The organism is Actinacidiphila sp. DG2A-62, from assembly GCF_035825295.1.
In the GTDB taxonomy this organism is placed as follows: Bacteria; Actinomycetota; Actinomycetes; order Streptomycetales; family Streptomycetaceae; genus Actinacidiphila.
Genome location: NZ_JAYMGI010000002.1, coordinates 1,626,130 through 1,639,165 on the forward strand (window position 1 = coordinate 1,626,130; position 13,036 = coordinate 1,639,165).

Annotated in this window: 15 protein-coding genes and 1 pseudogene; 4 read left to right on the plus strand and 12 right to left on the minus strand. The window is 75.3% G+C overall.

The features are described from left to right. Positions 1-49: 49 nt before the first annotated feature. From amaP to VSR01_RS07290, 5 genes are read right to left on the minus strand one after another with little or no spacing between them, the layout of a single operon-like run. Entirely contained in the window at positions 50-646 is a 597-nt protein-coding gene (amaP, locus tag VSR01_RS07270) for an alkaline shock response membrane anchor protein AmaP (RefSeq protein ID WP_326448449.1), read from the minus strand. 10 nt (positions 647-656) lie between these two features. Further along, positions 657-1,295, minus strand: coding sequence for a DUF6286 domain-containing protein (locus tag VSR01_RS07275; RefSeq protein ID WP_442785409.1), 639 nt, complete (start codon positions 1,293-1,295; stop codon positions 657-659). Then, a complete protein-coding gene (locus VSR01_RS07280) occupies positions 1,292-1,669 on the minus strand; it encodes an Asp23/Gls24 family envelope stress response protein (protein WP_326448450.1) in 378 nt (125 codons plus the stop codon). Before VSR01_RS07280 ends, VSR01_RS07275 begins: the two co-directional genes overlap by 4 nt. Beyond that, positions 1,669-1,863: a hypothetical protein gene (locus tag VSR01_RS07285; protein ID WP_326448451.1), complete on the minus strand. Its 195-nt coding sequence runs from the start codon at positions 1,861-1,863 to the stop codon at positions 1,669-1,671. The genes VSR01_RS07280 and VSR01_RS07285 overlap by 1 nt, the downstream gene beginning before the upstream one ends. A gap of 43 nt (positions 1,864-1,906) precedes the next feature. Further along, on the minus strand, positions 1,907-2,410 hold the full coding sequence (locus tag VSR01_RS07290; protein ID WP_326448452.1) for an Asp23/Gls24 family envelope stress response protein: 504 nt from the start codon (positions 2,408-2,410) through the stop codon (positions 1,907-1,909). Between the two features lie 139 nt (positions 2,411-2,549). On the opposite strand from VSR01_RS07290, the gene VSR01_RS07295 reads away from it, so the two are divergent. Together VSR01_RS07295 and VSR01_RS07300 are read left to right on the plus strand one after the other, a co-directional pair. After that, positions 2,550-3,005, plus strand: a complete 456-nt coding sequence (locus VSR01_RS07295) for a hypothetical protein (RefSeq protein ID WP_326448453.1) — start codon at positions 2,550-2,552, stop codon at positions 3,003-3,005. 37 nt (positions 3,006-3,042) lie between these two features. Then, the gene (locus tag VSR01_RS07300) at positions 3,043-3,288 is read left to right on the plus strand and encodes a hypothetical protein (protein ID WP_326448454.1); all 246 of its coding nucleotides are present in this window, start codon (positions 3,043-3,045) and stop codon (positions 3,286-3,288) included. Between the two features lie 405 nt (positions 3,289-3,693). Here the strand turns inward: VSR01_RS07300 and VSR01_RS07305 are convergent, their stop codons facing one another. From VSR01_RS07305 to VSR01_RS07335, 7 genes and pseudogenes are all read right to left on the minus strand, one after another. After that, on the minus strand, positions 3,694-4,488 hold the full coding sequence (locus VSR01_RS07305; RefSeq protein WP_326448455.1) for an enoyl-CoA hydratase/isomerase family protein: 795 nt from the start codon (positions 4,486-4,488) through the stop codon (positions 3,694-3,696). Positions 4,489-4,567: 79 nt separating this feature from the next. Then, positions 4,568-4,789: a helix-turn-helix domain-containing protein gene (locus tag VSR01_RS07310; protein ID WP_326448456.1), complete on the minus strand. Its 222-nt coding sequence runs from the start codon at positions 4,787-4,789 to the stop codon at positions 4,568-4,570. A 450-nt stretch (positions 4,790-5,239) separates the two neighbouring features. Beyond that, on the minus strand, positions 5,240-6,838 hold the full coding sequence (locus VSR01_RS07315) for an ABC-F family ATP-binding cassette domain-containing protein (protein ID WP_326448457.1): 1,599 nt from the start codon (positions 6,836-6,838) through the stop codon (positions 5,240-5,242). A gap of 744 nt (positions 6,839-7,582) precedes the next feature. After that, positions 7,583-7,936, minus strand: coding sequence for a hypothetical protein (locus VSR01_RS07320; RefSeq protein WP_326448458.1), 354 nt, complete (start codon positions 7,934-7,936; stop codon positions 7,583-7,585). After that, complete coding sequence (locus VSR01_RS07325; protein ID WP_326448459.1) at positions 7,837-9,078, minus strand: hypothetical protein; 1,242 nt, start codon at positions 9,076-9,078, stop codon at positions 7,837-7,839. The genes VSR01_RS07320 and VSR01_RS07325 overlap by 100 nt, the downstream gene beginning before the upstream one ends. Positions 9,079-9,143: 65 nt before the next feature. Continuing rightward, complete coding sequence (locus VSR01_RS07330; RefSeq protein ID WP_326448460.1) at positions 9,144-10,265, minus strand: alpha/beta hydrolase family protein; 1,122 nt, start codon at positions 10,263-10,265, stop codon at positions 9,144-9,146. Positions 10,266-10,630: 365 nt separating this feature from the next. After that, positions 10,631-11,296: pseudogene (locus VSR01_RS07335) on the minus strand (class II aldolase/adducin family protein); the annotation flags it as partial. Between the two features lie 99 nt (positions 11,297-11,395). Here VSR01_RS07335 and VSR01_RS07340 point away from each other — a divergent pair. Continuing rightward, positions 11,396-12,592: an inorganic phosphate transporter gene (locus VSR01_RS07340; protein ID WP_326448461.1), complete on the plus strand. Its 1,197-nt coding sequence runs from the start codon at positions 11,396-11,398 to the stop codon at positions 12,590-12,592. 16 nt (positions 12,593-12,608) lie between these two features. Beyond that, positions 12,609-12,812: a hypothetical protein gene (locus VSR01_RS07345; protein ID WP_326448462.1), complete on the plus strand. Its 204-nt coding sequence runs from the start codon at positions 12,609-12,611 to the stop codon at positions 12,810-12,812. Positions 12,813-13,036 lie beyond the last annotated feature (224 nt).

The following is a 13,036-nucleotide window of genomic DNA, read 5'->3' on the forward strand; positions in this document are numbered from 1 at the left end:
GCGGCGTCAGCCCGGCGACGTCAAGACCTGCGGCGTCAACCCGGCGGCGTCAGCTGACCCGGCGGGCGCGGTGGCGGACCGCGCGCAGCCGCGCCTCGGCGGGGAGTTCGGCCAGGCCCGCGGAGGTGCGGGCGCGTTCCAGCACCGAGGCGTCGAGGGCCGCGACCACGTCGACGGGGGTGGCGTGCGGGGCCAGACCCAGCACCATCCGGGCCTGGGGGCCGCCGCGCCGCCCGACCAGCGAGGCGTTCGCCCATTCGACGCCCTCGAACGCCTCGGACTCCGCGCCCAGCACGTGCTCGACGGCCCGGCCGCGGACCAGCGCGCCCTGCGCGTCGCCGCTGTCGATCCGCAGCTGCCGGAGCCTGCGGGTGCGGGCCTGGGCCAGCAGCCACCACAGCGCGGCCACGAACAGCACGCCGAGGGCGGCGATCACCACCGGCCACCACCAGCCGTCGCCGCGGTAGCGGGTCCTGTCGTGCTTCGTGAGCAGCACGTCCTTGGGCCCGTCGAAGGGCCACGACGAGGGCATGGTGAAGTTCCAGTGGCGTTGCAGGTCCAGCCCGCCGATCAGCACCGACACGCCGAGGGCGAGCAGCACCAGGCCGGTGAGGGCGAGCAGGACGCGGTTGACGGTGGTACGCATGACGCTCCCCTCACGCCTTCTTCTCGGCGCGCCGGACATGGACGTGCAGGGACGGCGGCCGGGCCAGCCCGAGCTGCCGCACCGCGTCGTCCAGCGCGGCCGTCAGGTCGCTGCGCACGTCGGTGAGTTCGCGGAAGTGCGAGGCGGCGCGGGCCTTGATCCTGCGGCGGCCGACGCTGACCCGGGCCCAGCGCACGCCGGCGACCTCCATCGCCCGGTCGCGCAGCGTCAGCGCCGCCGCGTGCCGGTCCAGGCCCGCCCGCACGCCGTCGGCGCCGCGGCGGGCCATCGGCAGCACCGCGCGCTCGCCGGGGGTCAGCGCGAGCACGAGCAGCCACAGCCCGAGCGCGGCGCACACGGCCGCGCCGAGGATGACCCACACGTCGTCCAGATGGCGGGTGGCGAGTTCGTCGGCGAGCTTCTTGCGCCAGCGCATCGCCTTCCGGCCGCTGCGCACGGACGCGACGTCGTAGAGGAACAGCCCGCTCAGGCCGAGGACGACCGCGGCGGTCAGCGCGGAGGGCACCCGGCGGCAGGCCCAGAAGCGCTTGGCGCGCACCGCGCCGGGCTCTCCCGCGGCGGGGGCGTAGCGCAGCGCGCCGGAGGGCTCGCCGGGGGGCGTGGGGGCGGGGCGGTCGTCGTCGCTCACTGGACCCTTCCCTCGTCCTTGCGCCGGCCGGACGCCGCGGCGTGGAGGCGCTCGACCTCGACGGCGACCTCGGGTACGTCCATGCCGGTCAGCGCCTCGACCTTCGCGGTGACATGGCGGCGCACCCGGCCGCACACCGCGCCGATGTCGGTCGGGTAACCCAGTTCCAGGGTCAGCCGCAGGCGCGCGGAGTTCTTGCGGACCGACACCGTGGCGTGCGGGGTCGCGTCACGCGGCACCAGGTCCGCGCCGGGCGCGTCGCCCAGCACCTCGCCGGCCGCCTGCGCGGCGATCTTCGCGATCACCCGGTCGGCGATCCGCAGGCTGCCGCGCTCGGCGGCGGGCAGCGGCTGCGCCGGCACCGCCGCCCCCATCAGCGCCGCCGGTCGCGGTCACGGTCGCGCGAGCGGAAGAACTCGCCCGGCTCGATGTCCCCGTCGAGGAACTTGCCCGCCACGAAACCGACCGCGCCGAGCGCCGCGACCAGCAGGAAGGCCCCGAAGCCGCCGAAATAACCGGCGAACCCGAGCGCCATCCCGACGACCAGTCCGATCACCGCCATGCTCATCCCGCGCACTGTGTCCCCTCACCTGGGCCTGACCGCCGCCGACTTATTGAACCCGCTGCTCGCGCTCGTCGTCGTCCTCCTCGTCGGGCAGCTTCACATCGCCCACCGCGACGTTGACCTCGACGACCTCGAGACCGGTCATCCGCTCCACGGCCGCGATGACGTTCTCCCGCACGGCGCGGGCGACGTCGACGATGGACACGCCGTAGTCGACCACGATGTCCAGGTCCAGGGCCGTCTGCACCTCGCCGACCTCGGCCTTGACGCCGCGGCTGACCGAGCCGCGGCCACCGGGCACGCGGTCGCGGACCGCGCCGAAGGTACGGGACAGGCCGGTGCCCATGGCGTGCACGCCGACCACGTCGCGCGCCGCCAGACCGGCGATCTTCTCCACCACGCCGTCGGCGATGGTGGTGCGGCCGCGGCTCGCCGGGTCGCCCAGGGCCTTGCGGCCGGAACCGCCCGCGCTGCCCTTGTCCAGCGTCCTGCCCTCCGTCGAGCCGACGCCCTCCGGCTCGGGCCTGCCCTGCTGTGCGGTCTCGGTCATCGCGAGTCGTCCCTTCGTCTGGGCTGCTCCGTGCCCCAGACTATGTGCGCATGCCCGGTGGCGCTGCGCGGATGCGGCCACAGGGCTTCACCGACCCCCCGAACGAGTGGTCGGTACGGACGGAAGGCGGTGCGCGGGCATGGACCGGTTGGCCAGGACGGTACGGCAGCAGGTGGCTCTCGGGCGACTCCTTCCGCTGGGCGGCGCGGGCGATCCGGCCTGGATCGCGGAGAGCGCGGCGGTGCGGCTGTTGCGGGGCGCGGCGGCGGGGGTCGTGGGGGTGCGGGTCGGGCGGGTGGCGGTCGCGCCGGCGGACGAGGAGGCGGCGGCGCCCGGGGCTGCTCCGGCGGGGGCGCCGCTGGGCGCGTTGCCGCATCTGCCGCTGCGGGTCGACGCGGCGTTCGAGGCCGCGGCCGGGGAGCCGGTGCAGGTCGCCGCGGAGCGGCTGCGGGAGGCGCTCTGGGCGGCGGCGCGGGACGCGGTCGGGCTCGACGTGGTGGTGGTCGACCTGCGGGTCACCGGGCTCATCGAGGACGGCGACGGGCCCGGCGCGGAGCCGGGTCCCGAGGCGGCTGAGCCGGCTGGAGCCGGCTGAGGCTTCCGAGGCTTCCGAGGAGGTGGGGCCGGGGATCGTGCGGACCGAGGCGGAGGCCGCGGCGGCGGCGGTGCGGGCGGTGCCGGGGGTTGCCCGGCTGTCCGGGCGACTGGTGGGCCTCGGGCCCGGGGTGCGGGTCGTCGCGGGGCCCGGCGGGGCGACGGCGGTCCAGGTCCAGATCGAGGTCGCGCCCGGTCACGTCCCCCTCCGCGTGGCCCGCGACGCGGCGGGCGCTGCCCGCTCCGCGACGAACGCCGCGACGGCGGCGGTCGTCGTCACCTGACCCCGCTCCCGGCTGCGCGTGCGGTTCGGGGTCGCGCCGGATTCCCGTCTGCCCCGCGGGGGGTCCGTTGCCGGCTGCCCCGCCGTAAGTGGTTGCTCGCGCAGTTCCCCGCGCCCCTTTCGGGGTCCCGTCTGCCCGGCCGGCTCGCTGCCGTCTGTCACGCCGCGGGTGGCTGGTCGCGCAGTTCCCCGCGCCCCTGTTGTGGTTGCCCGCCGCGGGCACGGTGCTGTCCCCCTGCGGGCGTGGAGTCGGCGCCCGACGCGGACCGACAGGGGCGCGGGGAACTGCGCCAGCAACCCGCCACCGACGGCGCAGCCGGCAACGAACGCCGCGGGGCAGACGGGAATCCGGCGCGGCCCCGAAACCGCACGCGCAGCCCCCCGCGGCGCACGCCAGACCGCGGGATCAGTCGGCGGCGAGGCCGGCCAGATCGCGGAGCCTGCGGGCCTGGGCCGCGCGCTCCGCGGCGTACTGCTCGGCCTCAGCCGCGGACGCGGCGCTCCGCAACAGCGCCTTGGTCTCGTTGACAGCCCCCCGCGGAGCCGCCAGCAGCGCCGCGGTGAGATCGGCCACCGCCCCGTCGAGCTCCCCCGCGGGAACGACCAGGTTCGCGAGCCCGAGCCGCTCCGCCTCGGCCCCCCGTACGAACCGCCCGGTGACACAGATCTCCAGCGCCCGCCCGTACCCGACCAGGTCCACCAGCGGCTTGGTGCCGGTGAGGTCCGGCACCAGGCCGAGACCGGTCTCGCGCATGGCGAACTGGACGTCGTCCGCGCACACCCGCAGATCGCAGGCGAGCGCGAGCTGGAACCCCGCACCGATCGCATGGCCCTGGACGGCCGCGACGGTGATCAGGTCGGTGCGCCGCCACCAGGTGAACGCCTCCTGGTACCCGGCGATGGCGGCGTCCAGCTCCTTGTCGGAGCCGCGCGCGAGATCGAGGAACGACGGCTCGCCGTCGAAACCCTCGGGCGTGAACGCCTGCCGGTCGAGTCCGGCCGAGAACGAGACGCCCTCGGCCCGCAGCACCACGACCCGTACATTCCCCGGCAGCAGCCGGCCCGCCTCGGCGAGCGCCCGCCACACCGCGGGCGACTGCGCGTTGCGCTTGGCCGGATTGCACAGGGTGACGTGGGCGACGGCGTCGTCCAGCGTGAGCCGGACACCGTCGCGTTCGAGCAACGTGTTGGCTTCGGGCATCGGGGCACCTCCGTGCGGACCGCGGGCTGATTACCGAAGGGTAACCATTCGCGGCCGGCGGGTGTGTCCCGGCCCCGGATCAGGCCGCGGCGGCCTTCTTGCCCCGCGTGGCGCCGCCGCGACCGCGCAGGGTCACGCCGGACTCGCTGAGCATCCGGTGCACGAACCCGTACGAGCGGCCGGTCTCCTCGGCCAGCGCGCGGATGCTCGCACCGGAGTCGTACTTCTTCTTCAGGTCTGCCGCGAGCTTCTCGCGCGCCGGGCCGGTCACCCGGCTGCCCTTCTTCAGAGTCTCGGCCACCCGTGCCTCCTCCAGGGAAGTGCGCTATGGAACTCTCATGATCACCCCTCGACGCGTTCCTGACCACCCATTCGACAAGGTCCATCACCGGACATTCGCAGTGTGAATGCGGCGATAGCCCGGCCCGGGAAGGCCGCGCGCCGGGGATTTCCGGTCCCGCTTTTCCCCCACGGGAACCGACCTCGGCGAATACCGGCAGGTCAGATGCGGTCGGTAAGGAGTTTGCCGACGTCACACGGCTGATCGCGGGCCGGCCGGGCCCGCGCGAGTGCCGACGGGCCGCGGTACCAGCCGGACTCACGCAGATGAAGGATCAACGATGGGCCGAATGATCCATTCGGGTTCCACCGCGGCGCCGTCCGGGGCCTCCGGCCGGGGCGCGCGCCTGCCCGACCGGGCCGGATGCGTGCCCGGTCGGGGCGCGAACCCCGGCCGGGCCGCCCGCCGCGGTCAGGCGAGGGCGACCAGGTCCGCGTACTCCTTGCCCCACAGGTCCTCGACGCCGTCCGGGAGCAGGATGATCCGCTCCGGCTGCAGCGCCTCCACCGCGCCCTCGTCGTGGGTCACCAGCACGACCGCGCCGGTGAAGGTGTGCAGCGCGCCGAGGATCTCCTCGCGGCTGGCCGGGTCCAGGTTGTTGGTGGGCTCGTCCAGCAGCAGGACGTTGGCGCTGGAGACCACCAGCGCGGCGAGCGCCAGCCGGGTCTTCTCGCCGCCGGAGAGCACCCCGGCCGGCTTGTCGACGTCGTCGCCGGAGAAGAGGAACGAGCCGAGGATCTTGCGGATCTCCGCCAGGTCGGTGTCCGGCGCGGCGGAGCGCATGTTCTCCAGGACCGTACGGTCGGGGTCGAGCGTCTCGTGCTCCTGGGCGTAGTAACCCAGCTTCAGCCCGTGCCCGGGGGTGACCTCGCCGGTGTCGGGCTGCTCCACGCCGGCCAGCAGCCGCAGCAGCGTGGTCTTGCCGGCGCCGTTCAGCCCGAGGATGACCACCCGGGAGCCGCGGTCGACGGCCAGGTCGACGTCGGTGAAGATCTCCAGCGAGCCGTAGGACTTGGACAGGCCGCTGGCCATCAGCGGCGTCTTGCCGCAGGGCGCAGGCTCGGGGAAGCGCAGCTTGGCTACCTTGTCGGACTGCCGGACCTCTTCCAGACCGGACAGCAGCTTCTCCGCGCGGCGCGCCATGTTCTGCGCGGCGACCGTCTTGGTGGCCTTGGCGCGCATCTTGTCGGCCTGGGAATTGAGCGCGGCGGCTTTCTTCTCGGCATTCGCCCGCTCGCGCCTGCGGCGTTTCTCGTCGGCCTCGCGCTGCTGCTGGTAGAGCTTCCAGCCCATGTTGTAGACGTCGATGCGGGAACGGTTCGCGTCGAGGTAGAAGACCTTGTTCACGACCGTCTCGATGAGGTTCACGTCGTGGGAGATGACGATGAATCCGCCGCGGTACGTCTTGAGGTAATCGCGCAGCCAGGCGATCGAGTCGGCGTCGAGGTGGTTCGTCGGCTCGTCGAGCAGCAGGGTGTCGGCGTCGGAGAAGAGAATCCTGGCCAGTTCCACCCGGCGGCGCTGGCCGCCGGAGAGGGTGTGCAGGGGCTGGCCGAGCACGCGGTCGGGCAGGCCGAGCGCGGCGGCGATGGTGGCGGCCTCGGCTTCGGCGGCATAACCGCCCTTGGTGAGGAATTCGGTTTCCAGCCGGGCGTACTTCTTCATCGCGTTGTCGCGGGTGGCGCCCTTTCCGTTGGCCATCCGCTCTTCGTTCTCACGCATTTTGCGGAGCACGGTGTCCAGGCCGCGGGCGGAGAGCACGCGGTCGCGCGCGAGGGTGTCGAGGTCGCCGGTGCGGGGGTCCTGCGGGAGGTAGCCGACCTGGCCGGAGACGGCGACGCTGCCGGCGGCGGGCTGGCCCTCGCCGGCCAGCACCTTGGTCAGGGTGGTCTTGCCCGCGCCGTTGCGGCCGACCAGGCCGATGCGGTCGCCCTTGGCGACGCGGAACGAGGCGGACTCGATGAGGATGCGGGCGCCGGCGCGCAGTTCGATGCCGGTGGCAGTGATCACGGGAGGAAGCTCCAGGTTGTGCGGGGCGCTGCGCTGGCTTTCGGGGCCTTGGCTGAGCTTCGGCTCGGCCGTGCGGTTGTGCTCGGCGGTGGTCGGCCGTGCTCGGCGTGTGCGCGGGCGTCCCTGGCGGGCGGCGGGGTGGGTGCGGGGTGCGCCTGGGGCTCAATCGAGGAGGAAGACTGCCATGCGGCCATTCTACGGTGCGGGCGCAACCGGTTTGCGTCACCGGTCCGCGCGGGGCTGCGCGGGCGTCCAAGGTTGCGCCGGATTCGCGTCTGCCCCACGGGGGTCCGCTGCCGGCTGCGCCGCCGTGCCGGGCTGGTCGCGCAGTTCCCCGCGCCCCTGTCGGTCCGCGTCGGGCGCCGACTCCACGCCCGCAGGGGGACAGCACCGTGCCCGCGGCGCGCAACCACAACAGGGGCGCGGGGAACTGCGCGACCAGCCACCTGCGGCGTGACAGACGGCAGCGAGCCGGCCGGGCAGACGTGGCCCCGAAGGGGCGCGGGGAACTGCGCGAGCAACCACCTACGGCGGGGCAGACGGCAGCGGACCGGCTGGGGCAGACGTGGCCCCGAAGGGGCGCGGGGAACTGCGCGAGCAACCACCTACGGCGGGGCAGCCGGCAACGGACGCCCGCCCGGCAGACGGGAATCCGGCGCGACCCACACCGCACGCGCAGCTGGGAGCGGCCGGGCGGGGCAGACGGGAAACCGGCGGGACGCCGAACCGCACGCGCAGCCGGACTCAGAGTTCGCCGGTGTGGACCTGGAACGCGGCGCGGCGCATGGCCTTGGCCAGGGCCGGGTCGGGGTGCGCCGCGGCGAGGGCCACGAGGACCTGGACGGTCCGCGGATGCCCGACGTCCCGCACCTCCTGCAGCAGCCCCCGCACCGACCCCTGGACAGCCGTCTCCAAATGGCTGACCAGCAAGTGGTCCTCCCCGTGGTCCACGACGGCCGCCGCCGTGTCGACCCACAGCCACGTCGCCTCCTCGCGGGTCAGCAGCGACGTCGCCGTATCGGGGTCGGCGCCCTCGGACTCCGCGAGCCAGAGCACCGCGTAGGGCCGCAGCACCGCCTCGTCGAGGACCGCCCGCACCGCGGGCTCCGCCGCCGCGCCGACCACCCGCAGCGCCTCGAACGCCAGGCCGCGCAGCAGCGCGTCGTCGCCGCGGGCGGTCTCCAGCAGCTCGGCGACGGCCGGGCCCACCGGTCGGGCCGCCAGCCACGCCTGGTACTCGGCGCGGGCCGGGCCGGGCGACAGCCGGGCGCAGCCGCGCAGCATGGTGGCCGCGGACTGCTCCATGTGCCCGGCCGGCCCTGCGCGGCGACGCAGATCTGCTCCAGCTTGACCCACACCGCCCAGCTGCCGAGCGCGGTCAGCGTGACCTCGTCGGGCCGCTGCGGGTCGCGCGGGCGCAGCGCGCCGACCAGGACCGCGGCGTCCAGCGTCCAGTCGAGCAGCGCGGGCAGCGGGTCGCCGGCGCCGCCGGCCGGCGGCTCGTGGCGCTCCGAGCGCAGCTCCGCGACCCGCTGGCGCAGCAGATCCAGCAGCGTGTCGATCGGCACCGGCCCGTTGGACAGGTGCAGGAAGGAGAGCAACTGCGGTGCGGCCTCGATGACTTCGGCGACCAGCGCCGGATCGGGCCCGGTCGCGGCAGAGCCGTTCGCCGATCCGGCGACGTCCCCCTGCGCGGCCCCGCCCAGGCCGCCGCCCCCGCCGCCCCCGCCGCCCCCGCCGCCCCCGCCGCCCCCGTCGATCCCGTCCGGCCCGCCGGGCAGGAACGGGTGCGCGAGCGACCACGCGTCGAAGAGCGCGACCCAGCCGCGCAGCACCGCCGTGTCGTCGGTGTCCCAGGCCCGCAGCCGCCAGCCGGGCCGCGCCGTGCCGTCGTGCAGCTCGATCAGTCCGGACAGTCGCGCGCGGTCCCAGGCGGTACGGATCTGGCCGGGCGTCAACTCCAGGTCCGCCGCGGCGGCGGCGACGGCGGGGCCGGGCAGTATGCCGGTGGGTCCCGCGGTTCCCGCGCCTGCGCCGGGTCCGGCGCCCGCCCAGCGGGCCACCCGCGCGGCGTCGGCGAGTTCGACCCGTGCGAGACGCGCGAGTTCGGAGACCGAGGGGGTGCCCTCGGGGGGGCGCGGAGGCCGGGACCTGCGCGTCGTGGCGGTCCTGCGGGCGGCGGTGAGCGGCCGGCGGGGGACGAGTCGGAGCGGAGTGTCTCGCGGGATACGGGACGTCACCGGATCAGTCTCGCCGCTAGGGGCCCGGATTCCCAAACGCGGCGTCCCCACGGGCCGGTGGGCGCTCACATGAGCGGGGTCAGGAAGCGCCGCAGCGTCTCCTCGTACGCAGTGGGGTCCGCGTTCCACATCGCCGCGTGGGGGGCGTCCTGCACCGGGTACAGGTGGACCGTCTCGGGCCGCAGCCCGACCAGCGCGCGGGTGGCGTCCCACGAGGCGAACGCGTCGCCGGGCCCGTGCGCGATCATCGTCGGCACGCTCGGCGACCGCAGCGGCGGTGCGTCCCTGCCGGGGTGCCGGCGCATTCCGGTTCTGCCCTCGACGGCGCGGACCGCGAGGGGGGCGAGCGCTGCGGGAAGGTGCCGGGCGCGGACCGCGGCGCGGACCGTCGCCGGCCAGTCCAGCACCGGCGAGTCCAGCACCAGGCCGGTGATCCGGTCGCGGACCGCCGAGCGCTCCGCGGCGTACAGCGCCATCGTGGCGCCGGTCCCCCAGCCGAGCAGGACCAGCCGCTCGGCGCCCTGCCCGACGGCGTACCGCAGGGCGGCGTCCAGGTCGTGCCACTCGGTGGCGCCCATGTGCCCGATGCGGTCGGGCGAGGCGGGGGCGCCGGGGTCGTTGCGGTAGGAGACGGCGAGTTGCGGCATGCGGAAGCGGTGCAGCGCGGGCATCAGCGAGAGCGCCTGCTCGCGGGTGGCGCCGACGCCGTGCACGAGGACGACCCAGGTCAGCCGGTCGCCGGGCAGCTGCCAGGCGGGGAGCGGGCCGAGGTCGCCCGGGACGTCGACGTCGCGGTGGTCCAGGCCGAGGGCGCCGCGCGGGTCGCCGCGGTGGACCAGCAGGGTCGGCCGGACCATGGCGCCGGGCAGCAGGGAGCCGCGGGTGACGCGCAGCAGGCTCCTGGTCACCGTGGGGCCGTCCGCGCCGGGGTCGGCGACCTGGCCGACCACGGCGTGCACGCCGGGCGCGGTGAGTCCGTAGACGCCGGGTCTGGCGGAGGCGGCGGTGCGGGTCAGCACCACCTGGCCGTCGGTGACGGAGCGGACCCGCACCAGTCGCTCGGGGGCGGGCCCGGCGACCGTGGGCTTGAGGGCGTAGGCGGAGCCGTACCGACCGGCCGCCAGTGCGGCCGTGCCGGCACCCACCACTCCGGTGGCCGCCACGGCCACCGCTGTTCGAAGGCGCATCGCCTCCCAGTGTGGGCGGCCCGCGGCGGCCCTGCCAGGGGGCCGCGGCGGTTGGGTGACGCGGCCGGATCCCGGGCAGGAGACCCCGGAGCCGTGCCCGCGCGAGGGCCCCTGGCGACCGCCGGGACGGCCAGCGACCGCCGGGACGGTCAGCGGCCGTCCGGCACGGCGTCGTCGCGATCGCCGCCGTACGGACCGCCCCCGCTGGAGTGGCCGCCCCCGTCGTACGGACCGCCTTCGCTGGAGTGGCCGCCCCCGTCGTACGGACCGCCTTCGCCGGAGTGGCCGCCCCCGCCGTAGGACCCGTCCGCCGCGTACGGCCCCCACTCCTCGGACCCGTCGCCGCCCTGCCCGGCCCGCTCCCCCTGCCCGTAGCCCCTGAGCTTCTCGGCGACGCGGGTCATCTCGCGGTTGCCGAGGGTGCGCGGGGTGCCGGCGTCGACCGCGGACCTGGCCAGCAGCCACAGGCGGCACATCCACTCCAGCTGGGCGGTGTGGTCGAAGGCGCGGTCGAGGGTGTCGGCGTACGCGAGGGTGCCGTGGTTGCGCATCAGGCAGGCGGTGCGGCCGTCGCGCAGGGCCCGCAGCACCTCGCGGCCCAGCTCCGGGGTGCCGTACAGCTCGTAGCGGGCGACCAGGACCGGGAAGCCGGTGGCCGCGGCCATGTAGTGGACGTTCGGCAGCTTGTCGACCAGGGTCGAGACGGCGGTGGCGTGCAGGGCGTGGGTGTGCACGATCGCGCGGGCCGAGGTCTCCCGGTAGACCGCGAGGTGCGTCGGCAGCTCACTGGTCGGCCGCAGCGTGCCGAGCACCTGGCGGCCGTCCGCGACGTGGACGCCGACCGCGTGCCCCGGGCCCAGCCGGTCGTACGGGACGCCGGTCGGGGTCACCAGCACGATGTCGCCGACCCGGGCCGAGACGTTGCCCGAGGTGCCCACCACCAGTCCCTCGGCCACCGTCCTGCGGGCGGTGCGCACCACGTCCCACCAGACCCGCTCAAGACTCGCGTCCACCTGGCGTTCTCCTTCGATTCATGTCGGCACCCCGAGTCCGCCGCCAGTTCATCTTCCGTTCACCAATGATCCGTACGGTCGGCTCGCCACTGTCCGATCAAACGATTGCCTGGGTCCATGGAACACATGACGCTCCTGATCGGAATCGTCATCGTCACCGCCCTCGTGTTCGACTTCACGAACGGTTTCCACGACACCGCCAACGCGATGGCCACCACCATCTCGACCGGAGCCCTGGGTCCCAGGACGGCGGTGGCCATGTCCGCGGTCCTCAACCTGGCCGGCGCCTTCCTGTCCGTCGAGGTGGCCAAGACGATCTCCGGCGGCATCGTGGACGAGTCCGCGGGCATCAGACCGGAAGTGATCTTCGCCGGACTGGTCGGCGCGATCCTCTGGAACATGCTGAGCTGGCTCGCGGGCCTGCCGTCCAGCTCCTCCCACGCCCTCTTCGGCGGCCTGATCGGCGCCACCCTCGCCTCCGTCGGCCGGCACGGTGTGCACGGCGACGCGGTCGTCATGAAGGTGCTGATCCCCGCGGTGGCCGCGCCGCTCGTGGCGGGCGTCGCCGCGACCCTGGCCACCCGGCTGACCTACCGGATCGGCCGGCACGCCGACCCGGCGGCCACCGGGCGCGGCTACCGCGCCGGGCAGATCGCCTCCGCCGGCCTGGTCTCGCTGGCGCACGGCACCAACGACGCGCAGAAGACGATGGGCGTCATCACCCTCGCGCTGATCACCGGCAACGTGATCGCGCCCGGCTCCAACCCTCCGCTGTGGGTGATCGTCTCGGCCGGCACCGCGATCGCGCTGGGCACCTACCTCGGCGGCTGGCGGATCATCCGCACCCTCGGGCGCGGGCTGACCGACATCGAGCCGCAGCAGGGCTTCGCCGCCCAGACCGGCGCGGCGGCCACCATCCTGGCCTCCTCCCACCTCGGCTTCGCGCTGTCCACCACGCACGTCTGCTCCGGCTCCGTGCTCGGCGCGGGCCTCGGCCGCCGCGGCGCGGTGGTCCGCTGGGGCACCGCGGGCCGGATGGTCGCCGCGTGGGTCCTGACCCTCCCGGCGGCCGGGCTGGTCGCCGCGGGAGCGGCCGTCCTGGCCGACCAGGGCAGCGCGGGCGTCGCCTCGGTCGCGGTCCTCGGCGTCGGCGCGTGCGGCGCGATGTGGGCGGCGGCCCGACGCCGCCCGGTCACCGCGGACAACGTCAACGACCCCGCCGAGCCCCAGGGCGCCGTGACCGCCGCACTGGCCGCGGTCGCCCCGCCGTCGGCCACCACCCAGCCCCCGGCCCCCGCCGCCCCCGCCGCCTGAGAAACGGGTCCCCCTGATGACCATCGACTGGCACGCCCTCGCCTCGGTCGCCGCCGCGGCCCTGATCTCGACGGTCGCCCTGGTAGGAATCTTCACCCTGGGCGTCGTCGGCCTCTCCCCCACCGCATCGACCCCCCTGCGCCGGGGCGCCGCCTACCTCTGCTTCGCCGCGTGCGCGGCGGCGGTGGCGTACGGGATCCACCTGATCGTGGCGAAGTAGCCCCGCGCCCGCGCACGACGCGGGCGCGGGGCCACGCGGGGTTACCCGGACGGCGCGGCGCACCCGACCGGCGCGGCGCCGAGCGTCACGCCGACGCCGCGCCGAGGCGGCGCCCCGCCCAAGCACCCCCCGGCAGCACCGATGTGGACATCGCCACACTCCGTCCCCGCAGGTCAGCGCGAGGTTGACGCACCACCCCCCGCGTGGTGAACTGCCCGGAGCCA